The 22,665-nt window shown below is 73.3% G+C and carries 17 protein-coding genes and 1 pseudogene; 3 read left to right on the forward strand and 15 right to left on the reverse strand.

From position 1 onward, the window contains the following. Window positions 1-381 precede the first annotated feature (381 nt). From ACFRFC_RS32860 to ACFRFC_RS32875, 4 genes and pseudogenes are all read right to left on the reverse strand, one after another. On the reverse strand, window positions 382-1,425 hold the full coding sequence (locus tag ACFRFC_RS32860) for a hypothetical protein (RefSeq protein WP_382692134.1): 1,044 nt from the start codon (window positions 1,423-1,425) through the stop codon (window positions 382-384). Between the two features lie 189 nt (window positions 1,426-1,614). Further along, window positions 1,615-1,859 (reverse strand): annotated as a pseudogene (locus tag ACFRFC_RS32865) (DUF6158 family protein); the annotation flags it as partial. 82 nt (window positions 1,860-1,941) lie between these two features. Then, a complete protein-coding gene (locus tag ACFRFC_RS32870) occupies window positions 1,942-3,561 on the reverse strand; it encodes an ABC-F family ATP-binding cassette domain-containing protein (RefSeq protein ID WP_382692135.1) in 1,620 nt (539 codons plus the stop codon). 107 nt (window positions 3,562-3,668) lie between these two features. Next, on the reverse strand, window positions 3,669-4,343 hold the full coding sequence (locus ACFRFC_RS32875; protein WP_382692136.1) for a histidine phosphatase family protein: 675 nt from the start codon (window positions 4,341-4,343) through the stop codon (window positions 3,669-3,671). A gap of 146 nt (window positions 4,344-4,489) precedes the next feature. Here ACFRFC_RS32875 and ACFRFC_RS32880 point away from each other — a divergent pair, with 146 nt between their 5' ends. Next, entirely contained in the window at window positions 4,490-5,995 is a 1,506-nt protein-coding gene (locus ACFRFC_RS32880) for a bifunctional phosphatase PAP2/diacylglycerol kinase family protein (protein WP_382692137.1), read from the forward strand. Window positions 5,996-6,114: 119 nt separating this feature from the next. Then, window positions 6,115-6,963 (forward strand): class I SAM-dependent methyltransferase, encoded by an 849-nt coding sequence (locus ACFRFC_RS32885; RefSeq protein WP_382692138.1) that lies wholly within the window; start codon window positions 6,115-6,117, stop codon window positions 6,961-6,963. Between the two features lie 22 nt (window positions 6,964-6,985). On the opposite strand, the gene ACFRFC_RS32890 is transcribed toward ACFRFC_RS32885, so the two are convergent. The 10 genes from ACFRFC_RS32890 to ACFRFC_RS32935 form a co-directional block, all read right to left on the reverse strand. Further along, entirely contained in the window at window positions 6,986-7,681 is a 696-nt protein-coding gene (locus tag ACFRFC_RS32890) for a GvpL/GvpF family gas vesicle protein (protein WP_382692139.1), read from the reverse strand. Window positions 7,682-7,833: 152 nt separating this feature from the next. Further along, window positions 7,834-9,681, reverse strand: coding sequence for a transketolase (locus ACFRFC_RS32895; RefSeq protein ID WP_382692140.1), 1,848 nt, complete (start codon window positions 9,679-9,681; stop codon window positions 7,834-7,836). Window positions 9,682-10,174: 493 nt separating this feature from the next. Continuing rightward, a complete protein-coding gene (locus tag ACFRFC_RS32900) occupies window positions 10,175-11,200 on the reverse strand; it encodes a LacI family DNA-binding transcriptional regulator (protein WP_382692141.1) in 1,026 nt (341 codons plus the stop codon). Between the two features lie 115 nt (window positions 11,201-11,315). Continuing rightward, a complete protein-coding gene (locus ACFRFC_RS32905; protein WP_382692142.1) occupies window positions 11,316-12,224 on the reverse strand; it encodes an ROK family protein in 909 nt (302 codons plus the stop codon). 19 nt (window positions 12,225-12,243) lie between these two features. Then, the gene (locus ACFRFC_RS32910; protein ID WP_382692143.1) at window positions 12,244-13,938 is read right to left on the reverse strand and encodes a hypothetical protein; all 1,695 of its coding nucleotides are present in this window, start codon (window positions 13,936-13,938) and stop codon (window positions 12,244-12,246) included. Window positions 13,939-13,958: 20 nt separating this feature from the next. Continuing rightward, on the reverse strand, window positions 13,959-17,162 hold the full coding sequence (locus ACFRFC_RS32915) for an alpha-mannosidase (RefSeq protein ID WP_382692144.1): 3,204 nt from the start codon (window positions 17,160-17,162) through the stop codon (window positions 13,959-13,961). 92 nt (window positions 17,163-17,254) lie between these two features. Next, window positions 17,255-18,067, reverse strand: coding sequence for a carbohydrate ABC transporter permease (locus ACFRFC_RS32920; protein ID WP_382692145.1), 813 nt, complete (start codon window positions 18,065-18,067; stop codon window positions 17,255-17,257). A gap of 29 nt (window positions 18,068-18,096) precedes the next feature. Continuing rightward, on the reverse strand, window positions 18,097-19,086 hold the full coding sequence (locus ACFRFC_RS32925) for a carbohydrate ABC transporter permease (RefSeq protein ID WP_382692146.1): 990 nt from the start codon (window positions 19,084-19,086) through the stop codon (window positions 18,097-18,099). Further along, window positions 19,083-20,405 (reverse strand): ABC transporter substrate-binding protein, encoded by a 1,323-nt coding sequence (locus tag ACFRFC_RS32930; RefSeq protein ID WP_382692147.1) that lies wholly within the window; start codon window positions 20,403-20,405, stop codon window positions 19,083-19,085. The genes ACFRFC_RS32925 and ACFRFC_RS32930 overlap by 4 nt, the downstream gene beginning before the upstream one ends. 213 nt (window positions 20,406-20,618) lie before the next feature. Continuing rightward, window positions 20,619-21,623, reverse strand: coding sequence for an arginase family protein (locus ACFRFC_RS32935; RefSeq protein ID WP_382692148.1), 1,005 nt, complete (start codon window positions 21,621-21,623; stop codon window positions 20,619-20,621). Between the two features lie 155 nt (window positions 21,624-21,778). Here ACFRFC_RS32935 and ACFRFC_RS32940 point away from each other — a divergent pair, with 155 nt between their 5' ends. Beyond that, window positions 21,779-22,126 carry a DUF6204 family protein gene (locus ACFRFC_RS32940; RefSeq protein ID WP_382692149.1) on the forward strand — a complete coding sequence of 116 codons (348 nt, stop codon included), beginning with the start codon at window positions 21,779-21,781 and terminating at the stop codon, window positions 22,124-22,126. Here the strand turns inward: ACFRFC_RS32940 and ACFRFC_RS32945 are convergent. Then, window positions 22,098-22,652 (reverse strand): GNAT family N-acetyltransferase, encoded by a 555-nt coding sequence (locus ACFRFC_RS32945; RefSeq protein ID WP_382692150.1) that lies wholly within the window; start codon window positions 22,650-22,652, stop codon window positions 22,098-22,100. The genes ACFRFC_RS32940 and ACFRFC_RS32945 overlap by 29 nt on opposite strands. Window positions 22,653-22,665: the final 13 nt, after the last annotated feature.

Raw genomic sequence — 22,665 nt, forward strand, 5'->3', positions numbered from 1 at the left:
AAACCCGAAGTCCAGGATCCTGGAACCCGAGGTCCCAAGGTCCCGAGAGCCGGGAGACCGGGTCCGGGGTCCGAGAACCCGAGGTCCCGGCGCCCGGGGTGCCGAGCCCCCGGGGTGCCGAGTCCGGAGTCCGGGGGTCCCGAGATCCCGGCTCCTGGATCCCAAGGTCCCGAGGGTCGACGTCCCCCAGGACCCGCCCTTCCCAGAAACGCCGAGAACCCGTGGCCCCGGAGAACCCGTAGTCCCAAGGGCCCCGAGACCCCGAGACCCCGAGATCCCGAGCGTCCGGTGCCCCGACCGGGCACAACGGCCACGACGGACACGACCGACACGGCCGGCACCTGGCTGCCCCGCGCCCCGCGTACCCGCCCCGCCGGCCCGTCAGCCCTCCGCGCGGAGCGTCCTGCGGCGCAGCCGGTACGCGGCCCCGCCGAACGCGCCCGCGATCAGCAAGCCGCCGGCCACCAGCGCGGGAGCGGAGTCCGTGAAGGCGCCTCCCGACCCCGCGCGCACTCCGTGATCGATGGTCGCCGGGGCGCACGAGCCGGACTCGTACGTCCCCCGTCCCGTGGATTCGTGTTCCCGGCCGGTGGACTCGTGTCCCTCACGACCGGTGGGGCAGGGCCGATGGACATTCCCGTCCCCCTCCCCACGTCCCAGCCCCTCCTCACGCCCGACCCCGCTCCCGTCTCCGCTCCCCTGCCCGTCCTGACGCCCGACCCCGCTCCCGTCCCCACTCCCCTGCCCGTCCTGACGCCCGACCCCGCTCCCGTCGCCACTCCCACTCCCGCTCCCGCCCTCGGCCTCGCCCCGCGTCAAGGTGAAGGTCGCCGTCCACTGTTTGCCCTTGCCGCCGCGTGCCGCCGGACAGGTGCCGCCCACCGTCCACACCGAGTCCCTCCCGGCGCCGACACCGTCCGCAGGACCACCACCCGCACCCACCGCAGGACCCCCCGCCTTACCGCCCGCACCTCCCCCCTCGCCGCCCTCGGGCTTCTCGCCGCCCCCGGCGTTCCCCGTGGCCGAGATCCTGCCGGTGCCCCGGTACACCGGCCCGGAGCGTCCGTCCTCGCCGCCGGAGGCCAGCCGGAGGGCGACCTTGCCCTCGGTGAAGGCCCGCGAGGTGGCGTTCATGGTCCCGGGCGCGGTTCCGCCGACGTGATCGCAGGTGACGGAGATGGTGACGCTCCCGCCCGGCCGCGCGCTCGCCGGACTCACCTCGGCGGCCGGCCCGGCGGCGGCCGCCGCGAAACCGGCCGGAGCAGCACCAACCGGAACGGCACCAACCGGAACGGCACCAGCCGGAGCAGCACCAGCCGGAGCAGCACCGACCAGCGCGGCACCAGCCACGACGGCCACGGACGCGGTCACGGACGCGGTCACGGACATGACGGCCACGGACACAAGACGGGGGCTGCGGCGCATGGGGCGAACTCCTCGAACCGACGGCAAGCGGGAGAGAACCGACCTCCCGCCCCCATCACAGCCCGCCCGCACTCCCCCCGCGCGCGGCCACGGCCCAACCGAGTGAATCCCGCAAGGGGACGACAACGCCCCTCAAGGGGCGCGGGGAACTGCGCGAGCACCCCCCACCCACCCGCACCCACAGCCGAATCAGCAGCCCCGCTCCCGAGCCCCGCCCCGCGTCCGTCCCGCCGCGACGAACCGTGCCGGGTTGCGCCGCAGATACTCCCCTTCCAGCTGAGCCATCCGCTCGTTGTGCGTCCGCAGCGCGTCATTGGACCCGTACAGCAGGGTGTCGTGGCGCGTGCGGTGGATGGTCTCCAGCTCTCTCATGAGCTGCTGGTCGTCCAGGCGACCCGGGTCGACTCCGGTCATGTGGTGCCCCGATCGTCGTGTCCGTGCGTGCTGCCTCCACTGTACGAACATTCACTTCACGCCGCCCTGCCACGCCCGCCGCCCCGGCCAGGGGCCCGGCGGCTACCGGGCCCGTTCGACCCGCCGCTCGTCCCACACCGGCCCCGAGGACTCCCGCACCCGCCCGTCGCTGCCGAACACCAGGAACCGGTCGAAGGAGCGCGCGAACCACCGGTCGTGGGTGACCGCGAGAACCGTCCCGTCGAACGCCTCCAGGCCCTCCTGGAGCGCTTCGGCCGACTCCAGGTCCAGGTTGTCGGTCGGCTCGTCCAGCAGCAGCGCGGTGACGCCCTGGAGTTCCAGGAGCAGGATCTGGAAACGGGCCTGCTGGCCACCGGAGAGCCGGTCGAAGGTCTGTTCGGCCTGGCCGGTCAGCTCGTAGCGCCGCAGCCGGGACATCGCCGCGCCCCGGTCCTGGGCGTACTCCTTCCACAGGATGTCCAGCAGGGTGCGCCCGGCCAGCTCCGGGTGGGCGTGGGTCTGCGCGAAGTGCCCCGGCACGACCCGCGCGCCGAGCTTCCACAGCCCGGTGTGGGTCACCTCCCCGCCCGCCAGCAGCCGCAGGAAGTGCGACTTGCCGGAACCGTTGGAACCGAGGACGGCGACCCGCTCACCGTAGAAGACCTCCAGGTCGAAGGGGTGCATCAGGCCGGTCAGCTCCAGGGACTGGCAGGTGACCGCGCGGACGCCGGTCCGGCCGCCCTTCAGCCGCATCCGGATGTCCTGCTCGCGCGGCGGCTCCGGCGGCGGCCCGGCCTCCTCGAACTTGCGCAGCCGGGTCTGGGCGGCGCGGTAGCGGGAGGTCAGGGCGTCGCTGTTGGCGGCCGCCTGACGCAGGTTCAGGACGAGCTTCTTGAGCTGGGCGTGTTTCTCGTCCCATCGCAGGCGCAGTTCCTCGAAGCGGGCGAAGCGCTCGCGGCGGGCCTCCTGGAAGGTGGCGAAGCCGCCGCCGTGCACCCAGGCGTCGGCGCCGGCCGGTCCGGGCTCCACGGAGACGATCTTGTCGGCCGCGCGGGCGAGGAGTTCCCGGTCGTGGGAGACGAACAGGACCGTCTTGGCGGTCTCCTTGAGCCGCTCCTCCAGCCAGCGCTTGCCGGGTACGTCGAGGTAGTTGTCGGGCTCGTCCAGGAGCAGCACCTCCTCGGTGCCGCGCAGCAGCGCCTCCAGTACCAGCCGTTTCTGCTCACCGCCGGAGAGGGTGCTCACCTGCCGGAACTGAGCGCGCTCGTACGGCACCCCGAGCGCGGCCGTGGTGCAGATGTCCCACAGCGTCTCCGCCTCGTACCCGCGCGCCTCGGCCCAGTCGGCGAGCGCCTGCGCGTACTTCAGCTGGGCGGCCTCGTCGTCGACGGTCATGATGGCGTGCTCGGCGACATCGACGGCCCGGGCGGCCTCGCGGATCCGCGGCGGAGCGACCGACACGAGCAGGTCCCGTACGGTCGTCTCGTCCCGTACGGACCCCACGAACTGGCGCATCACACCGAGCCCGCCGCTGACGGTGACACCACCGCCGTGCGGTTTCAGCTCGCCGGAGATCAGTCGCAGCAGGGTCGTCTTGCCCGCCCCGTTGGGCCCGACGAGCGCGACGACGGCGCCTTCACCGACGCGGAAGGACACATCGCCCAGCAGCGCCCTCCCGTCGGGGAGGTAGTACTCAAGATGCGCGGCTTCCAGATGTCCCATGGTCACGCATTCTGTGAGGCCCACGACGGTCTGGGCAAACCGATATCCGGCCGCGGTACCGCCCACCGAACCGATCACAGTCGCCCTACCGATCGCCGCACCGGCTGTTACACCGGCCGCAGGCCCGGTCCGCCCGGATCCACCGGCCGTCCCGTCGGCCCGCCCTCCCCGCGCAGTCCCGGCGCGGCGCCCTCCCAGCTCAGCGCCTTGAAGCCGTCCTGCGGTGTGCCCTCCAGGAGGACGATCCCGGTGTTCTGGAGGCCGTGGGCGGCGGCGAAGGCGGCGTCGACGCCGGTCGAGCGGACGACGGTCCACAGCCTGATCGCGGCGCCGTGGCTGACCATGGCAACCGTCCCGGCGCCGCTCGCCGCGGCCTCGGCGACCACGGCGTCGTAGCGGGCCAACGCCTCGTCGCCGCTCTCCCCGCCGGGCATCCGCAGTGCGGTGTCGCCGTTCATCCAGGCGACCACCGTGCGCATGTAGCGCTCACCGTCCGGGGACCAGCCCGGCAGCAGTTCCAGATCGCCCGCCGCCAGTTCCCGGATGCCGTCGCGCACGCGTACGTCGAGGCCGCGGGCGGCGGCCAGCGGGGCCGCGGTGTCCTGGGTGCGGGTCAGCGTGGACGCGTACACGGCCCCGATGTCCTCGGCGGCCAGCGCCCCCGGCAGGGCCGCCGCCTGGCGCCGCCCCAGATCGGTCAGACCGGCACCCGGGAAGGCCGTGTCGAGCAGCATGTCCACGTTGGCGCCGGTCTGGCCGTGCCGGATCAGGATCAGACGCATGGAGGGCATTCCCTTCCCCGGACGGCTTCGTACGGTCCTCAAGGGACCCGAGACGGACCCAAGTGGCTCCCCGCCCGAAACGAACTGTGACGCGAACCGCGCCGCGAAGGGCGACGCGGAAGGCCACTTCAGGGTAACCGTGACCCATGAACCCAGATGTCGATCTCACCGTTCCGCACCCTGGACGCCACACCCTGCGCGACCGGCTGCTCGCGCTCGACTCCCGGCTCTTCGAGTTCGCCGCCGAACGGGAATGGCCCTACGCCGAGCGGGTGCTGCCCCGGCTGAGCCGGTTCGCGAACCACGGGGTGCTGTGGGGGGCGACGGCGGCGGCCATGGCGGCGAGCCGCACCCCCCGGGGCCGCCGGGCCGCCGCGCGGGGCCTGGTCTCGCTGGCCCTGGCGTCTGCGGCGATCAACACGGTCGGCAAGCGCAGTGTGCGCCGCCCGCGTCCGCCGCTCGGTCCGGTACCGGCCGTACGGCAGCTGAAGCGGCAGCCGATCACCACGTCCTTCCCGTCCGGCCACGCGGCCTCGGCGGCGGCCTTCGGGGCCGGGGTGGCGATGGAGTCCCCGGCGTGGGGCGCGGTGGTGGCGCCGGTCGCGTACTCGGTGGCGATGTCGCGGGTGTACACCGGCGTGCACTTCCCGAGCGACGTCCTCACGGGCGCGGCGCTGGGGGTCGGCGCCGCCCTCGTCGTACGGGCCCTGGTGCCGCCGCACGCGCATGCCGTACACCCGGCCCATCCGCGTGCCGCGGCGCCCGCGCTGCCGCACGGCGAGGGGCTGACCCTGGTGGTGAACCGGGCGTCGGGCACCGCGGACCGGGCGCGCTGGCTGGGGGACGTGCTGCCCCGGGCGCGGATCGTGGAGTGCGCGCCGGACGAGGTGGCCGCCGAGCTGGAGCGGGCGGCGGCCACCTCCCGGGTGCTCGGCGTGTGCGGCGGCGACGGCACGGTGAACACCGCCGCGCGAATCGCCCTGCGGCACGGACTGCCGCTGGCCGTGCTGCCCGGCGGCACCCTCAACCACTTCGCGCTCGACCTGGGCGTGGAGGACGCCCGCGCGCTGGGGCGGGCCGTCGAGGGCGGTGAGGCGGTGCGCGTGGACATCGGGCGGTTCACGAGCGGCGGCGGGCAGGGCATCTTCCTCAACACATGCAGCCTGGGCGTCTATCCGGAGCTGGTGCGGGAGCGGGACCGCTGGTCGCGCCGGATCGGCGGCTGGCCGGCCGGGGTGGTGGCGGCGGCGCGGGTGCTGCGCGCGGACCGGCATCCGCTGCTGGCCGGGTTCGGCGGCCGGGTGCGCCCGATGTGGCTGTTGTTCGCGGGCAACGGCACGTACCACCGGATGGGCCTGGTGCCGGGCCGCCGGCTGGACCTGGCCGACGGCCGGCTGGACGTACGGGTCGTGCACGGCGGCCGGTATCCCGCGCTGCGGCTGCTGGCCACCGCCGTCGCGGGCCCGCTCACCCGCTCCCCCGCCCATGCCGCCGTCCAGGTCGGCACGCTCCGCCTGACCGATGTCCCGCCCGGCACGCTGCTGGCGTACGACGGCGAGGTCACCGAGGTCGAGGGCGAGCTGACCCTGAGCAAGCAGCGCGACGCCCTGGTGGTGTACCGGCCGCACGCCCCGGGCCAGGGCGACGACTGAGAACGGAATCAGTCCACATACAGAGGCAGTCCATATACAGAGACAGATGGTCTCAGCATGCGACATGCGGCGTAGCGTGGGAAAGGAGTCGAAGACCCACGACCGGAAGGTGCTACGCCATGCCGAAGGCGCGCGAGACCGCCGTCTACACCCACGGCCACCACGAGTCGGTGCTGCGGTCGCACACCTGGCGGACCGCCGCCAACTCGGCCGCGTATCTGCTCGGCTCGCTCACGCCGGACCTGCGGATCCTGGACATCGGCTGCGGCCCCGGCACCATCACCGCCGACCTCGCCGCGCTGGTCCCCCAGGGTCGGGTCACCGGGCTCGACCACGCGCCCGGCATCCTGGACCAGGCCCGTGCCACGGCCGCCGGACGCGGGCTGGCCAACATCGACTTCACGACCGGGGACGTACACGCCCTGGACTTCCCCGACGGCAGCTTCGACGTGGTCCACGCCCACCAGGTGCTCCAGCACGTCGGCGACCCGGTGGCGGCGCTGCGCGAGATGGCCCGGGTCACCGCGCCCGGCGGGATCGTGGCCGCGCGGGACGCGGACTACGGGGCGATGACCTGGTACCCGGCCTCGCCGGGCCTCGCCGACTGGCTGGACCTGTACCGGCGGGTGGCCCGCGCCAACGGCGGGGAACCGGACGCCGGGCGGCGGCTGAAGTCCTGGGCGCTCGCCGCCGGGCTCACCGACATCACGGCCACGTCCGGCACCTGGACCTTCGCCACTCCTGAGGAACGCGCCTGGTGGAGCGGCCTGTGGGCCGACCGCACCCTCGCCTCCGCGTACGCGCGGCGGGCGATCGGGGGCGGCCAGGCCACCGAGGACGAGCTGAGGGCGGTGTCAGGGGCGTGGCGCACGTGGGGCGAGCGGGAGGACGGCTGGTTCTGCGTACTGCACGGCGAGATCCTCTGCCGAAAGAACCGACAGGTACCGACGGCGACCGGAACAGGCTGAGCGGGCCGCTGTCACCCACGCTTCACGAGCCCTCGACGGCGAAGGAATAGGCCGCCGACGGACCGGTGAGTTCCACCAGGATTCCCGGCTCCGCGCCTCTCGCCCGGTCGACGGTCTCCACGAATTCCTCGGCATGCGCCCGGGGCACCAGATAGGCCGCGTTCAGCCAATTGCGGCCTCCGGTGCCGCCGGGCGCCTGGTTGCGCAGCGGATAGGCGTGGGAATCATCGGCCCGCTCGGAGAGCGCCGCGTGCAGCCGTACGCAGAATTCCTCACCCTTCTCCGCAACCGCAGACCTGTCGGCCGTGTCGCCGTCGCCACCGCCCGCCGAATACACCCGCACGCCCCACTCCACATGCCCCTCCAGCCGGTCGAGCGTGCGGCGCAACTCGTCCTCGCGCAGCTCGATCATCAGGCGTACGGCGCTGTCGTCGCGGAAGACGGTGGCGGGCCGCAGCGGCAGGGGCGTGGTGACGGTGGTGAGCGCGTCGATCACGCCCTGGTGGACGCGGGCGACGCCGGCGAGCCAGTCGTCGTCCGCCTCCCCGGCCCGTAGCCGCTCCTCGTCGAACTCCGCCGTCGGCACATGGCTGACGACGGCCACCAGCCCGTGGTGGCGCAGCAGCCGGGGCGGGTCGCCCCCGACCCCGGTGAGCTGGGCCTGGAGCGCCGCGCCGAACGGCCGGCAGACGGCGTACACGTACCGCGATGTGGTCATGGGACCTCCCGCTGGGGACCTACCCGCTCAGGGTCCCGCGACGCACACACGTGCCGCAGCAGTCACACGCGTCGAAGCACTCCCGCATGCCGCACCACTCACACGTGCCGCAGCACTCACACATGCCGCAGCAGTCACACCTGTTGCGGCACTCACGGCAGCACCGCCTGTTCCACCAGCATGCGTACGGCGACGGTGATCGCGTCGGCGTCGATGCCGGCGGCGCTCAGCTGCTGCTCGGGCGTCGCCGAGCCCGGCATGGTGTCGACGGCAAGGCGGGCCAGGCGCGGCACGGGGCCGCCGTCGAGGAAGGCGTCCACGACGGCGTCGCCGAGGCCGCCCTCCTCGTGGTGGTCCTCGACGGTCAGCAGGCACCCGGTGTCGTTGGCGGCCTGCTGGAGGGTGGGCCGGTCGACGGGCTTGACCGAGTACAGGTCGATCACCCGGACGGGGAGGCCGTCGCGGTCGAGGGCGTCGGCGGCGGCCAGGGCCTGCGGGACGGTGATCCCGGCGGCGACGACCGTGACCCGGTCCGCGTCGGAGGAGCGCAGGACCTTGCTGCCGCCGATCGGGAACCGCTCGCCGGGGCCGTAGATCACCGGGGTGGCGCCGCGCGTGGTGCGCAGATAGCGCACGCCTTCGAGGTCGGCCATGGCGGCGACCAGGTGGGCGGTCTGGTTGGCGTCGCACGGGTAGAGCACGGTCGAGCCGTGCACGGCCCGGAACATCGCCAGGTCCTCCAGGCCCATCTGGGAGGGCCCGTCCTGCCCGATGGACACCCCGGCGTGCGAGCCGATCAGATTGATCCCGGCGCCGCTGATGGACGCCATCCGCACGAAGTCATGGGCGCGGGTCAGGAACGCGGCGAAGGTGGCCGCGTAGGGCACCCAGCCCCGGGCGGCCATGCCGACCGCGGCGGCGACCATCTGCTGTTCGGCGATGTAGCACTCGAAGTAGCGGTCGGGGAATTCCTTGGCGAAGAGTTCGGAGCGGGTGGAGTCGCCGACCTCGCCGTCCAGGACGACGACATCGCCGCGGGCCGCGCCGAGGGCGGCGAGCGCCCTGCCGTAGGCGTCGCGGGTGGCCACGTCCTCGCCGCGCTCCCAGCGGGGCGCGTCGCCGGTGCCGTGGAAGCCGGGGTGCGGGACGGGCGCGGGCGGGGGTGTGTGGACCTGGACGCGCAGGGCGCGGGGGCCGCCCAGTTCGGCGATCGCGTGCTCGGGGTCGGGCAGCGGCTTGCCGTGCAGGCCCTCGCGGTCCTGGACGCTCTGGACGCCCTTGCCCTTGAGGGTGCGGGCCAGGATGACGACCGGCTGTCCCTTGACGGCTTCGGCCTCGGCACAGGCCCGGTCGATCGCGGTCACGTCGTGCCCGTCGATCTCCACGGGGTGCCAGCCGAAGGCCGCGAACCGGCGGGCGTAGGCGTCCAGGTCGTGGCCGTGCCGGGTGGGGCCGCGCTGGCCCAGCCGGTTGACGTCCACGATCGCGGTGAGGTTGTCGAGATGCTCGTACGCGGCCTGCTCGGCGGCCTCCCACACCGAACCCTCGGCCAGCTCGCTGTCCCCGCACAGCACCCACACCCGGTAGCCGGTCCGCTCCAGCCGCTTCCCGGCGAGCGCGATCCCGACGCCGACCGGCAGTCCCTGGCCGAGCGAGCCGGTGGCCGTCTCCACCCAGGGCAGCCGCCGGGGCGTCGGATGCCCCTCCAGCCGGCTGCCGAGGGCACGGAAGGTGAGCAGCTCGGTGTCGTCGATCGCCCCGGCCGCCTTGTACGCGGCGTACAGCAGCGGCGACGCGTGCCCCTTGGACAGGATGAAGCGGTCGTTGCCGGGATGGCCGGGGTGATCGAAGTCGTAGCGCAGATGCTCGGCGAGCAGTACGGCCATCAGGTCGGCGGCGGACATCGACGAGGTCGGATGCCCGGAGCCGGCCGCGGCGCCGGCCCGCACACTGTCGACGCGCAGCTGCTGGCCCAGCTCGGCCAGTTCCTGGATGTTCATCGCGCTCCCTCCAGGTCGGTGGGCGAACGGGCCCCGGCCTCGGGCAGGCACCCGCCCACGGAACCCTCCGCGTGCCCATCCCGAGCCGGAGCAAACACCCCGGACGGCACGGAATCGCCCCTGGGGCGATGGCCAGGACGGTAGGGGATCGCCCTCGGGGGCGGTGGCCGGGACCGTACAGAATCGCCCCCCAGGGCGCTGGCCGGGACCGTACAGAATCGCCCGCAGGGCGAGGGCCGGCCCCCACGTTCCCCTTCCGTCGCGGCCCCGCCCCGCGCCCACCCGTCGCGGCCCCGCCCCGCGCCCACCCGTCGCGGCGCCCCCGAGGACCGGCCGCGGCCTCACTCCCACAGCCCGTCCCGCACACCCTCGTGTCCGCCCGCGCCCACCCCTCCAGGCGCGTACGGAAACGGCAGGGCCGCCCGCTCGGCCAGGGGCGCGGCGGGGCAGGATGGGCGAAGGCCCCGCGGGCAGGGCAGGGCCGGGCGTGCGGTCAGGGTGCCGCCGGGGTCGGTGGGCCGTAGTGCACCAGCGTGGTGGGGATGACCGTGCGGTGGGGGGTGCCCTTGGGGGCGTGGATGCGGGCCATGAGGAGGCGGCCCGCCTCGCGGCCGAGTTCGTCGGTGTCGTAGGCGACGAGGGTCAGCGGCAGGCCGAGGGCGTCGGCGAGTTCGAAGTCGTCGAAGCCCGCGAGGGCGGTGGGGGTGCCCGCGTCACGGATCGCGCGGAAGGCGCCGATGGTGTTGCGGTTGTTGGAGCAGAACAGCGCGGTCGGCGGCTCGGCGAGGGCGAGCAGGCCGGCCGCGGCCACCGCCGCCTCGTCGGTCTGCTGCTGGCCCTGCCGTACGTACGCCGCGTCGAGCGGGAGTCCGGCCGCGGTGAGGGCGTCGGTGAAGCCGCGCAGGCGCTCGGTGCCGGTGTAGACGGCGCGCGGGGAACCGAGAAATCCGACCCTGCGGTGCCCGGCGGCCAGCAGCCGCTCGGTGGCGGCGCGGGCCCCGCCGTAGTCGTCCACCAGGACACAGTCGGCGGCGAAACCGTCAGGGGGGCGGGAGGCCACCACGACCGGCACGCCCTGGGCGGCGACGGCCGCCAGATGCCGCTGGTCGGCGCCCGCGGGCACGGCGATGATGCCGTCCACGCGGCGTGCCACCAGGTCCTCGACCAGGCTGCGTTCGCCGTCCGGGTCCTGGAGGGTGTTGCCGATGACGGTCTTCAGGCCGTGCGCGGCGAGCACCGAGTCCACGCCGAGCGCCAGCCGGGAGTAGAAGGGGTTGGCCAGGTTGGTGACGACCACCCCGACCAGCCCGGTGCCGCTGCCCAGGCGCAGACTGCGGGCCATCTCGTTACGGCGGTAGCCCAGTGCGGCGACGGCCGCCCGGACCCGCTCTGCCGTCGCGGGCGCCACCCTGGGATCGTCGCGCAGTACCCGCGAGACGGTCATGGCGCTGACTTCCGCGCGCTCGGCGACGTCCCGCACGGTCGGCTGCGGGTCCCGCGGCCCGCTCGTCTCGGCCATTGCTGTGCCCGGGTCCCTTTCCTCCGTGCCGGGACCGGTCGCCGACCGGTCGTTGTCGACCGGTCGCCGACCGGTCGCTGGTGAGCAGTCGCCGACCGGTCGCCGACCGTCGTCGTCAGTGTCGGGTGTCCGCCGCGCGTGCCGCGCCGATCAGGGCGGCGTGCCCGTCCAGGACGGCCCGTTCCACCGCACGAGTATGCCGTGCGGTGACCGGGTCGCGGCCCGAACCGGCCACACCCGGCGGCCAGCCCCCGGCGGTCAGACCGGAGCGCAGGGCGGGCGCCACCAGATCCCAGGAGCCGGTCATGGAACCGCCCACCACCAGGGCGGTGGCGCCGAAGGCGGCCAGGCGCGGGCCCAGCAGGCCGCCGAGGGCGGTGAACGCCCCGTCCAGCACCCTCCGGGCCCGTTCCTCCCCGGCTCGCGCCCGCGCCGCGATGTCGTGCACATCGGCGCCCGGATCGCCGTAGCGGGCCCGGATCGCGCGCCGGGACACGCTCTCCTCCAGGGGCCGGCCGGCGAGCCGGGTGAGATCCATCCGGCCCTCGGGCGGCACCCCCGGCCCGTGCTGCCGGACCTGGCCCCCGTCGAGGAAGGCCGAGCCGACGCCGGTACCGAGGGTGATGCCGACGGCCCGGCGGTGGCCGCGGGCGGCACCCGCGCACCACTCACCGATCAGGAAGGCGTGGGCGTCGTTGAGGAACACCAGGCCGGCGGGGCGGCCGGGCAGCCCGTCGAGCAGGGCAGCCCGCAGATCGACGCCGTACAGCGCGTCGAACTTGCCGACGTCCGCGAACAGCGCGATGCCCTTGGCGTAGTCGAACGGCCCCGGGATCGCCACGCCCCACCGGGCCCCGGGCGGCACGGCCAGCTCACCCGCGCACCGCAGCACACCGCCGAGGACATCGGCGGCGCTGCCGCACGGGTCGAGCGGCCGGTCGGCCCGCACGGCGACCCGGCCGTCCCCGGCACCGACCAGCGCGGCGGTGACATGCGTGCCGCCGATCTCCAGAACCGGGATCATCACCCCTGCCTCCCCGGGATCACCGTACGAGCGCCTTCACGACCCGCACCGGAGCGGTGCCCTTTGCCCGCAGGGTGTAGCGGCCCACCGCCGCCGGGACGGTCAGGGTCTCCGCGAAGCTCAGCTCGTGCCGGTCCCCGGCCGCCGTCTCCAAGGTCACCCCGTCGCCCTCGGCGACGTTCAGGATGTGGAAACGCCCCTGGGTGTCGTCGTCGGCCACCGCTTGCGCGTCCAGCACCACTCTCCTGACCTCGTAGAACATCTCCTCCAGCGCGCCGAGGACCTCCTCTCGCCAGCCGTCGCCCTCGCGCAGGACGCGCGGCGCCCGCACCAGATCCCGGACGACGGCCGTGCCGCGCCGGCCGGTCTCCAGGTTGGCGAATCCGTGCTCGTAGGGCAGCGGGCGCGGCAGACCGTCGGTGCCGGGGCGCAGCCAGTCGTAGAAACGCAGGCTGTACAGGTACGGGGTGGCGCTGATCTCCAGGACGAGGTTCCCGGCGCCGCTGGCGTGCGGGATGCCGGCGGGGATCAGGTAGAGCTGCCCCTCTTCCGCCGGGAAGGTCAGCACATGGTCGGCGGGGTCCATGGGGATGCCGTCGGTGGCGGCGCGGACGACCTCCTTGCGCAGGGTGTCGAGGTCGGCGTCCTCGCGCAGGCCGAGGAACACCTTGGAGCCGGGGGTGGAGCGGGTGACGTAGTAGGTCTCGTGCTGGGTGTAGGGCCAGCCGAACCGTTTCCGCATGTACGGCTCCTTCGGATGGCAGTGCACCGAGAGGCTGCCCCCGTCGACGGTGTCGAGATAGTCGAAGCGGATCGGGAACGAGGTGCCGAAACGGGCGTGCACCTCGGGGCCCAGCACCCGCTCCGGTTCCAGCACGCACATCAGCTGGAACGGCACCTCGGCCTGGGCGTCGGGCCCGGTGCCGACCAGGAGGCCCGACTCGGGGGCGATCAGCTCGTAGCCGAGGGCGGTGTTGCGGCCTCCGGGGTGGAAGCCGAGTTCGCGCCGCGCCCACTGGCCGCCCCAGGGCGTGGAGTTGAAGTAGGGCCGGGTGCGTACGGGCCGGCGGGCGAGGGCCGCGCAGGTGGCGCGCAGCCCGTCGCCGTCCAGCCAGGTGGGCCGGTCGGGGTCCTGGAGGTCGAGCCAGCCGTCGAGCCGGGCGGCGAGGGCGTCGCGGTGCCGGTCGAGCATCGGCCAGTCGATGTAGAACAGCCGCCTGAGGTCGGGCACGTCCCCCGGCAGGCCGAGGTGGACGCCCCGGGTGCGGGCGCCGACGGCGGCTTCGGCGTACCGCTTGGGCAGGTCGGCGTACCAGAGCGTGTCGTGGGGGAGGAGGGCGGCGCCGGGACCGTGGACGACGAGCAGGCCCTCCGTCGGCGCGGTGACGGGCGGGAAGTGGTCGAAGAGGTCGGTGAGCGGGTTCTCGGCGAGCTTGCGGTAGTAGGGGTCGTCCGTGTCCTGCGCGCGTTCGGTGCGGCGCCTCACCTCGGCGGGCGGCGCGTAGTGGTCCCGTATGTCGAGGAACGTCACGGGGACGCCCCGGGCGGTGAGTTCGCGGTCGAGGCCGCCGGCGAGTTCGTCCCAGGCGGCGGACGGGGGGCCCTCGACGGCGACCACCGCCGGGCCGTCGGGGAGCGCGGCGGCCACCGCCCGCCAGCCGGTGCGCAGATCGGCGTACGGGGCGGGGGCGTAGCGCGGGTCGTGCCGGTACACACGGTCTCCTTGGTGGGGGTTCAGCGGCGGCGCTGGAAGCGCACCGCGGTGGTGCCGTGGGCGGGGAGGTCGACGGTGACCTCCCCGTCCCGTACGGCGAGTTCGCCGGTGGTCCGGCCGAGGTAGTCGGCCAGGTGGGCGCCGGTGACCGGGAACAGGGCGCGCACGGGGCAGCCGACCGGTTCCTCGGCGAAGGACTGGAGCCGCAGCAGGACAGCGCCGTCGGCGTCGGGGGTGGTGGCGCCGACCAGGCGGACACGCGGGTCGCCGATCTCGGCGAACGCGAGCGTGTCGGGGGCGTCGGCGCTCTCGGCGCCTCGGGCGCGCACCGCGTGCAGCGGGCGGGAGGTCCCGGCGGAGGTGCGCGGGCCCAGACCGGCGGCAGCCGGGGCGTCTGCGGCACCTAGGGCGCCCGTGGCGCAGGACACGCTGTAGCGGAAGGTGAACTCGAACGCCTGGCTGCTGGGGAAGTTGGTGTCCCAGAGGTTGTTATGGATCCAGGAGAAGACGGTGGCGGGCTCGTCGTGGCCCAGGGTCTTCGGGAAGGGCGCGTACGGCAGCGCGATGTTGCCGAACTGCACCAGCGGCGCGTCCTGGGTGGCCCAGGCGATGGACAGATCGTCCTCGGTGAGGGTGATCCAGCGGCGTACGGCCCGCATGTGCAGGGCGGAACCGGGCACCACGGGCAGACCGGTGCCGGTGACGCCGCCGGACGCCTCCATGCGCACGTCCGGCGACTCGAAGGCGAACGGGAACGCGAAGTAGGCGCTCTCCTTGCCCATGGTGTGGTCCTTGTCGACCCGGTTCTCGATGTCGAGGCGGGGCACGCCGTGCGGCAGGGTGAGGGTGGTGCGCACCCGGTGGGCGCCCACCGGGCGGGTCTCGTAGGTGAGGGTCTCGGCGGTGGCGGTGGAGGTACGGGCGATCAGCGCGGCGGGCGGGGCCACCGCGCGGCTGCCCAGGTGCTCCAGACGGTCCGAGGCGGTGGTCCGGCTGGAGTTGTGGTTGAAGCCGCCCGCCGTGGTGTAGCTGTCGTGGAGGTAGGCGTTGAACCCGGCGACGGCGTCCGCGCGCACGAGTTCCCGGCCGCTCGCCCTGTCGACGACGGACGCGATACAGGCGCGGGCCAGATCGACGCGGACGGCGAGGTGCCCGTTCTCCAGCAGCAGCGGGTCGGACAGGGCATGGGCCGCGGCGGCGGTCTCGGCGGGGTCCTGCCGTTCGGTGCCGCCGGTCGGGTTCCAGCCGGTGGCGGCCTTGAGGACGGTGCCCTCGGCCTGGTCGCCGCCGCCGTCCGGCGAGGCGTGCCGGACGTCGAGCCGCACCGACCCGGCGGCGGGCACATCGTCCACCCTGACCAGCAGGAAACGCCCGGCGTCCCGGTGGGCGTCGTTGGTCTGCGCCTGCTCCTCGTGGTCGAGCCGGGCGCCGGTCCGGGCGTCGTGGACGGCGATGGGCTGCTCCAGCGGCACGCTCGACTCCGGCAGGAAGACCGTCACGACGTCGGTGCGCGGCCAGGAGCAGGTGTTGACGACATGGAACGCGGCCGGGACCCCCGCGGGCCGGGACAGCCGCTGGCCGAGCCGGGCGGCGGCCCGGTTCAGCAGGGACTGCCCGTCGTCGTGGGCGCGCAGGGCCTGACCGTACTTCCAGTGCCACTGCTGCTCACCGGAGTGCCCGCCGTGGTCGCCGTGGGTCCAGGGGTCACCGGCGCCCCAGGTGTGCTCGTCGAACAGCGACACCGCCTCGTACACCCCGGCCGCGTCCCGGCTGTCGGCGTCGGCGCCGCTCGCGCCGAGCACCCCGGCGAAGGTGCCGAGGGTCTGGGCGTCGGCGACCACGGACTGGGCGGTGCGGGCCATGGAGAGCGGGTGGGCGCCGGAGCCGACGCCGTCGACCCACCAGTCGGTCCAGTCGCCCTCGAAGGTGCGGATCTCGTCGCCGAGCCGGGCCTCGGCGTCGGTGAAGAAGTCCTCGTTGCGGGAGAGGCGGAGTTGCGGGTAGGCCCAGGTCTCGTTCCAGCGGCGTACGGTGTCGGCGATGATCCGGCGCGGCGGGGCGTTGTCGCCGAACTTGCCCTGGACGCGCAGGTGCAGGATGTCCCAGGGGTAGGGCTCGCGCTTGATCTCCTCCTGGTCCATGGACCAGCCGAAGACACCGCCCCGGTAGGGGTAGGGGTTGCTGGCGAGCGAGGTCAGATAGGCGGGCAGCAGATCGTCCACGCTGCCGTAGTCGGTGTCGAACCCGAGGAGTGGGCCCTCCATGTAGGCGAGGCCGTGCGGGGTGTCGGTGACCCACACCAGCAGGCTGTTGCCGCTGGGCGCCCGCCAGCGGAAGAGACGGGGCAGCTTCTCGCCGCCGACCAGGTGGGGCACGGACCGTCCGGCCCAGTTGTGCGCCACGGACAGGTACTTGACGCCCGCCGCGCTGAGCGCGTCCACGAGTCCGACGACGGAGCCGGGTACGTCGGTCTGCATGGCGGAGGTGAAGTCCACGCCATGCTCGTCTCGTACCTGGTGGGCCAGGCGCAGCAGTTCATGGAGTTCATCGGTGGAGCAGGTCTCGGTGTGCAGGTTGAACGGCATCGCGGTCAGTTCGATCCGCCCCTCGTGGACGCGCCGTACGAACTCCGCGACCTGCTCGGCCGGGCGGGCGTCGGCCCACTGCCGGAAGGACCACAGCGACTCCACGCACCACCGGAACCTGGACTCGGGCTCCCAGTCGTCGGTGGCCCGGGTCAGCTCCAGACAGGAGTCGAGGAAGGAGAGGTGCTCGGCGAGGACCTTGCCCTGCGGGTCGGTGTAGCCGATGTCCAGGTGGGAGTGGTGGACGAGGTGGAGGGTCCAGCGGCGCTGGGGGGTGAGGACGACATCGATGCCGTCGCCGCCGCCGGGCAGTTCCAGCGTGACCCGCTGCTCGGTGTCGACGGCGGGCAGCAGCAGCCGTACGGACCCGGCGGGTCCGGCGATCCGCTCGGCGGACAGGGCGGTGCCGGAGGCGGTACGGACGGCGAACGTCTCCGGCATACGGGAGCCGTTCACCGCCTGGACGCGCAGGGACTGGAGCAGCCCGCCGCCCTCGGCCCGGCGCAGCAGTGGCTCGACGGTCAGCCGCAGGGCGGCGCCGCCGAGACTGCCCTCGGCGCTGACGACGGAGCCGCGCAGGCTCTCGCGGATGCGGTTGTTGTCCCAGTCGGTGGTGCGGACGAGTGCCCGGGTGGTCATGTGGATCTCTCCAGATCGCTGGGGTTCTGGTGCTGCCGGTCGTGGGTGCCTTCGTGCCGCGGTGCGGTCCAGGGTCGGCGCGGCGGTGCGGTCTATCGGGTGGTCGCGGTGACGCCCCGCAGGAACAGCCCGCGGAACATCAGGAAGACGACGAGGGTGGGCAGGGAGACGATGAGCGCGCCGGCCAGGATGACGGGCGGGCCCGAGGACGCGTAGGCGTTGTTGAGGGTGGTCAGGGCCGCCATGACGGGCTGGATGTCGGGGCTGCGGCTGAGCGTGATGCCGAACAGCAGGTCGTTCCAGACGGCGGTGAACTGGAAGATGAACGCGGCGCCGAGGCTGGAGCCCATCAGCGGGACGTGGATGCGCCAGAAGATCCGGCGGAAGGACGCCCCGTCGAGCATGGCCGCCTCGGTCACCTCGGGCGGCATGGTGGTCATCTGATTGCGGATCAGGAAGAAGGCGAACGGGATGGCCCAGGCCGCGTACACCAGCATCAGGCCGAGCCGGGTGTCGTAGAGATTGCCGTCGGCGTACATGCCGAACAGCGGGGCGAGGAACATCTGGAGCGGGAAGAGGGTGCCGGAGTAGATCAGCCAGAACCAGAACGCGGGCCTGGGGATGGGCAGGACGACGACGGCGAAGGCGGCCATGGCGGCGACGATCACCGCGAACGCGCCGCAGACCACGGCGTAGAGCATCGAGCTGAGGAAGCTGTCGCCGATGCCCGCCTGGCTCCAGGCGGTGGACAGGTTCTCCCCGAGGGCGAAGCCCTGCGGGGTCCAGTCGGGTTTCCCGGTGTACTCGGTGGCGGGGGTGAGGGCGTTGACGATCAGCAGGTACAGCGGGATGAGCCACAGCACCACACAGCCGGCGACGAAGAGATTGCGCACGGTCCGTCCCATGGGCGGAACTCCTTTCTGCGGCCGGCGGGTCAGCTCTTGGGGGCGGACGTCCCGGGCATCTGGCGGCGCAGATACATCCAGGAGGAGGCGACCACGATGACGGAGAGCACGAGGGCGATGGCGGAGCCGTAGCCGACGTGGAAGAGCCGGAACGCCTCGCGGTACATGGTCAGCGCGAGGGTCTCGGAGGAGCGGGCCGGGCCGCCCTGGGTGAGGACCCAGATCATGTCGAACGCCTTGAGGCTGTTGACGATGGCCATGCCGATGACGACGACGCTCACGGCCCGTAGCTGCGGCAGGGTGATGTGGCGGAACATCCGCCAGCCGCTCGCGCCGTCGAGTTCGGCGGCCTCGACGGTCTCGCGCGGGATGGCGTTCAGCCCGATCACGAACAGCACCACATTGATGCCGGTGGCCTGCCAGGTACTGGCGACGATCATGGAGAGGGTGTTCTGCGGCCACTCCAGCAGCCACCCTTGGGCCAGCGAGTCCAGCCCCACGGCCCGCAGCACCTCGTTGAGCGCCCCGTCGGTGGTGAGGATGAACTTCCACAGCACGGCGGTGGCGGCGCCGGAGATGGCGTACGGCAGCACGATGACGAGTTGCGCGATGCGCCCGAACCGCATCCGGTGCGTGGCGACGGCGATCAGGAGCCCGGCGGCGACCGGCAGCAGCAGCGTCCCCGCGACCCACATCAGGGTGTTCAGCAGGGACCGGCCGAAAATGGGGTCGTCGGCGAGCCGGGTGTAGTTGTCCAGGCCGGTGAAGTGGCTGCTGAACCCGTTGTCCTCGAAGAAGCTGCCGTAGACGCTGCGGAAGAACGGATAGACCAGCAGCACGCCGACGAACAGCGCCGCGGGCAGCGCCCATGGGATCCCGGCGAGCGGCCCGCCCATCCGCCCTGTGCCGGGTGCCCGGTGGGGCGTACGGGTGGGGATCCGCCGCCGTTTGACGACGGGCAGGTCCGGCCCGGTGACACGCGCGGTGGTGGCGTCCGGTGTGCGTACGGCGTCCGTCATGACCGCTCCGCCTCCCGCCACACCTTCCACGCCTCGTCGGCGCGGCCCTGCATGGTGCGCAGCACGTTCCGGTACGAGGACGGGTCGAGCAGGAACCCGGCGAGGTCGTCGACGGTCGCCTCGACGAGTTCGGGCGGCCCCTGCTCCCAGAACCGATTGAGCAGCAGCGCGTCCCGGTCCCGTACGGCCCCGGCGATGCCCCCGATGACGGAGTTGGCGGCGGGCACGGCGGGGTTGGGGCAGCCGTCCTGGAGGGAGTGCGCGAAGGCCCGCATGACATCGGGGTGCGACCAGGCGCCGGCGGCGCGCAGGGCCTCGTCCCGGTCGGGTCCCTTCACGGTGGCGACGAGGGCGCTGGACTCGAAGATCGCGGCGGGCCGGACGCCGGGATCCTGCATCGGCAGCACGAACGCGTCCACGGTCCGGCCGGGCTCACCGCCCGCGCCCGCGAAGGTCGAGCCGAGCCAGGTGCCGATCGGCATCATGCCGAGAGTGCCGTGCACGATGGCGGCGGCGCCCGTGGCGTGGTCCATGTCCAGCGAGGTGAACCAGTCGTTGTCGAAGAACGAGGCGATGGTCCGCATGGCCCGCTCGGTTCGGGGGTCGGTGTAGCGCTCGCGGCCGTTCATCAGGTCCTGGTAGAACCGCGGGTCCTGGCGGCTCAGCACCTCCTGGAACCAGATGAACGACGGCCAGCGCCCGGCCGTGGTCCCGTGCAGCGGGGTGATCCCGGCGGCCTTGAGCCGGGTGGCGGCGTTCAGGAAGTCGTCCCAGGTCTCGGGCTTGCGCAGACCGTTGGCGCGGAAGACCTCGGGGTTGTAGTAGAAGACCCAGTAGGCGAGATTCATCGGCAGACCCTGGATCCGCCCGCGATAAGTGAAGGCCGGCCGCAGCGAGGGATCCACCCACCCGCGCGCCTCGGCCCGCTCCCACTGGCCGGTCAGATCCTCGATGCCGCCGGTACGGGCCAGATCCTGGAGCCGGTAGCCGGACCAGTACTTGAGCATGTCGGGGGTCTTACTGGTCCGCAGCGAGGACTTGACGACCTGCTCGAACGATTCGAGCGACGGGATGACCTCGGGCACGATCCCGACCCCGCCGGCCGAGCGCATGGCCCGCCCCGCGGCGTGCAGCGGTTCGGCCCATGCCGGGTTGTCCCCGTGCAGGGCGACCTTCCCCGCGGGCTGCCCCGCGGCGCTCCCGCATCCGGTGGCGGCCCCACCTGCGGCAACGGCGAGAGCACCACCGGCGGCGGCCCGCAGGAGGGTACGGCGACTGGGGCGGACGGACGGTTCGAGGGGCGGGTGACGACCGGACATGGGCGGCTCCCTGGGGGATGTTCCCAGACGTGTTATCGTTAACATGACGTGTAGGGAGACTGACTGGCCGAGGCGGGAGGTGTCAATGGGGGTGACGGAGGAAAACGCGGAATCCCGGTGAAGAACCCACAGAAGCCCGCCGCCGCCCCCAGGGGACGTCGACGGGCTCCGCACCCGGCGAGAGACCGGACCGCACAAAAGCGCGCAGGCGCGTCAGCCGGTCGCCCCCGCGAACCCGCCGGATCCGCCGGATCCGTCAGACCCATCGGCCCCGCCGAACCCCTCGAACTCACCGAAGCCGCCGAACCCGCCGAACCCGCCGAACCCGCCGAACCCGCCGACCACGATGTCGGCCAGCAGCGCCCCCGCCGTGCCCTCCGGGTCCAGGTCGGGGTCGTAGATCGTCACGTTGAGGCCGGCGCAGTGCGGGGAGGCGAGCAAGGGCCGCAGCAGGGCGACGACCTCATCGGGCAGCAGTCCGTTCGGGTCGGGGCTGTCGACGGCCGGCATCACGTCCGGGTCGAGCACATCGGCGTCCAGGTGCACCCAGAACCCCTCGATCGCGGGGATCTCGAAGGCTTGCGCGGTGGCACGGGCGAGCGCGTCGGCGCCCCACTCCCGTACGTCACCCACCGTGACGACCGGGATCTTCAGGGCGGCGAGTTCGGACCGGTCGTCGTCGAACTCGTCCCGGATGCCGAAGAACCGTACGTCCTCGTCGCGCAGATAGGGCCGCAGCCCCTCCAGGTCCGTGAGGTCGGCCTGGCCGCGCCCGGTGGCGAGCGCGACCTCCTCACCCCCGGCCGCGCCGATCCGGTCGGAGTTGCCCGGGTGCCGGAAGTCCGCGGAGGCGTCCAGCGCGGCCAGCCCGTACCGCCCCAGCCTGCGCAGCGCGAGCGAGGCGCCGAGCTGGATCGAGCAGTCCCCGCCGAGCACGAGGGGGAAATCCCCGGCCCGGACGTGATGCTCGATCCGGTCGGCGAGCTTGCGGGTGTAGGCGGCGAGGGCGGCGGCGTTGAACACCCCGTCGCCCTCCCGCCAGTCCCCCCGGTCGTAGCGGGGCGGCACCACCACCCCGCCCTCCAGCGCCCGCAGCCGCCGCACGATCCGCTGCTCGCGCAGGGCACCGGCGAGCTTGTGGCAGCCCGGCACGGTCCCCGGCTCCGGCGGGCGCAGGCCCAGGTTGGAAGGGGCGTCGATGACCACGATGTTCCGCATGCGGGCCATCCTCGGTGACGGGGATCGGGGGATCAACGGGGATGCGGGCGCCGATGGGCGGGCGGGCGGCGGCCCGATATTCCGTGTGCGGTCGGCCCACGGGGACGTACAGTCGGCGGCTTCAGCAGACAGCGACTGGTGGAGGATTGCGGCGCATGAGTGAACGGCACACCTACCGGGTGATCGTCCGGGGGATCTGGGACGGTCTGGGCGAGGAGGCGCGGGCCCGGCTGGTCGCCGAGGCGGCCGAGCACGGGATGAGCAGCATGCGGTTCACGGAGGAGGGTTCGCTGTCGTACGAGCCGGTGCCGCTGAAGCACTTCTCGATGCGGTTCGTGGTGGTGTCGGACGCGGAGGAAGGTGAGGAGATGGCCGCCGTGATCGCGGAGGACCGGGCGGAGACCGTGCTGCGCGGGCTCGGCTACGGGTTCACGCGGCTGAGGTCGACGGTCACGGATCTGGACACCATGAAGATCAACCGGAAGGCCGCGTCTCGACGGTGAGGGCGAAGCGTTCGTGATCACGCCAGGCCCCGTCGATGAACAGCATCTTCGGTGAGAACCCCTCGTGGCGGAAGCCCGCGCCACGGGCCAGTGCGAGGGAGGCGGTGTTGCCGGGCTGGACGTTGATCTCCAGCCGGTGCAGCCGCATCGGCCCGAAGGCGTGGTCGACGACCAGCCGGAGCCCTTCGCGCATCAGCCCCCGCCCGGCCGTGTGCGCGAACGCCCCGTAGGCGACCGCGCCGCTCTGGAAGGCGCCCCGGACGATGTTGTTGACGGTGATGAATCCGGCGATGCCCCCGCCGTCCCGCTCGCACACCAGGAACCCCGCCTTCGCCGGGTCCTCGATCAGCAGCCCCGCGTAGGCGGCGTACCCGACGGGCGTCGTGGGCGGGAACAGCCACGGCTGATGCAGTCGCCTGCTCTCCCGCACCCGCGCGGTGAACTCGTCACCGTCGCCGTAGGTGAAGGGACGTATACCCACGTGGGGGCCTTCGGCGAGGAACCGGCGGGAGGCGTCGTTCGGCATCCGGCCAGCGTAC

The organism is Streptomyces sp. NPDC056734 (genome assembly GCF_042790455.1).
Lineage (GTDB): Bacteria > Actinomycetota > Actinomycetes > Streptomycetales > Streptomycetaceae > Streptomyces.

Excerpts from the sequence above, each read along its gene's own strand:
- ACFRFC_RS32860 (WP_382692134.1), bottom strand. The coding sequence starts at position 1,425 with ATGCGCCGCAGCCCCCGTCTTGTGTCCGTGGCCGTCATGTCCGTGACC.
- ACFRFC_RS32870 (WP_382692135.1), bottom strand. The coding sequence starts at position 3,561 with ATGGGACATCTGGAAGCCGCGCATCTTGAGTACTACCTCCCCGACGGG.
- ACFRFC_RS32875 (WP_382692136.1), bottom strand. The coding sequence starts at position 4,343 with ATGCGTCTGATCCTGATCCGGCACGGCCAGACCGGCGCCAACGTGGAC.
- ACFRFC_RS32880 (WP_382692137.1), top strand. The coding sequence starts at position 4,490 with ATGAACCCAGATGTCGATCTCACCGTTCCGCACCCTGGACGCCACACC.
- ACFRFC_RS32885 (WP_382692138.1), top strand. The coding sequence starts at position 6,115 with ATGCCGAAGGCGCGCGAGACCGCCGTCTACACCCACGGCCACCACGAG.
- ACFRFC_RS32890 (WP_382692139.1), bottom strand. The coding sequence starts at position 7,681 with ATGACCACATCGCGGTACGTGTACGCCGTCTGCCGGCCGTTCGGCGCG.
- ACFRFC_RS32895 (WP_382692140.1), bottom strand. The coding sequence starts at position 9,681 with ATGAACATCCAGGAACTGGCCGAGCTGGGCCAGCAGCTGCGCGTCGAC.
- ACFRFC_RS32900 (WP_382692141.1), bottom strand. The coding sequence starts at position 11,200 with ATGGCCGAGACGAGCGGGCCGCGGGACCCGCAGCCGACCGTGCGGGAC.
- ACFRFC_RS32905 (WP_382692142.1), bottom strand. The coding sequence starts at position 12,224 with ATGATCCCGGTTCTGGAGATCGGCGGCACGCATGTCACCGCCGCGCTG.
- ACFRFC_RS32915 (WP_382692144.1), bottom strand. The coding sequence starts at position 17,162 with ATGACCACCCGGGCACTCGTCCGCACCACCGACTGGGACAACAACCGC.
- ACFRFC_RS32920 (WP_382692145.1), bottom strand. The coding sequence starts at position 18,067 with ATGGGACGGACCGTGCGCAATCTCTTCGTCGCCGGCTGTGTGGTGCTG.
- ACFRFC_RS32925 (WP_382692146.1), bottom strand. The coding sequence starts at position 19,086 with ATGACGGACGCCGTACGCACACCGGACGCCACCACCGCGCGTGTCACC.
- ACFRFC_RS32930 (WP_382692147.1), bottom strand. The coding sequence starts at position 20,405 with ATGTCCGGTCGTCACCCGCCCCTCGAACCGTCCGTCCGCCCCAGTCGC.
- ACFRFC_RS32935 (WP_382692148.1), bottom strand. The coding sequence starts at position 21,623 with ATGCGGAACATCGTGGTCATCGACGCCCCTTCCAACCTGGGCCTGCGC.
- ACFRFC_RS32940 (WP_382692149.1), top strand. The coding sequence starts at position 21,779 with ATGAGTGAACGGCACACCTACCGGGTGATCGTCCGGGGGATCTGGGAC.
- ACFRFC_RS32945 (WP_382692150.1), bottom strand. The coding sequence starts at position 22,652 with ATGCCGAACGACGCCTCCCGCCGGTTCCTCGCCGAAGGCCCCCACGTG.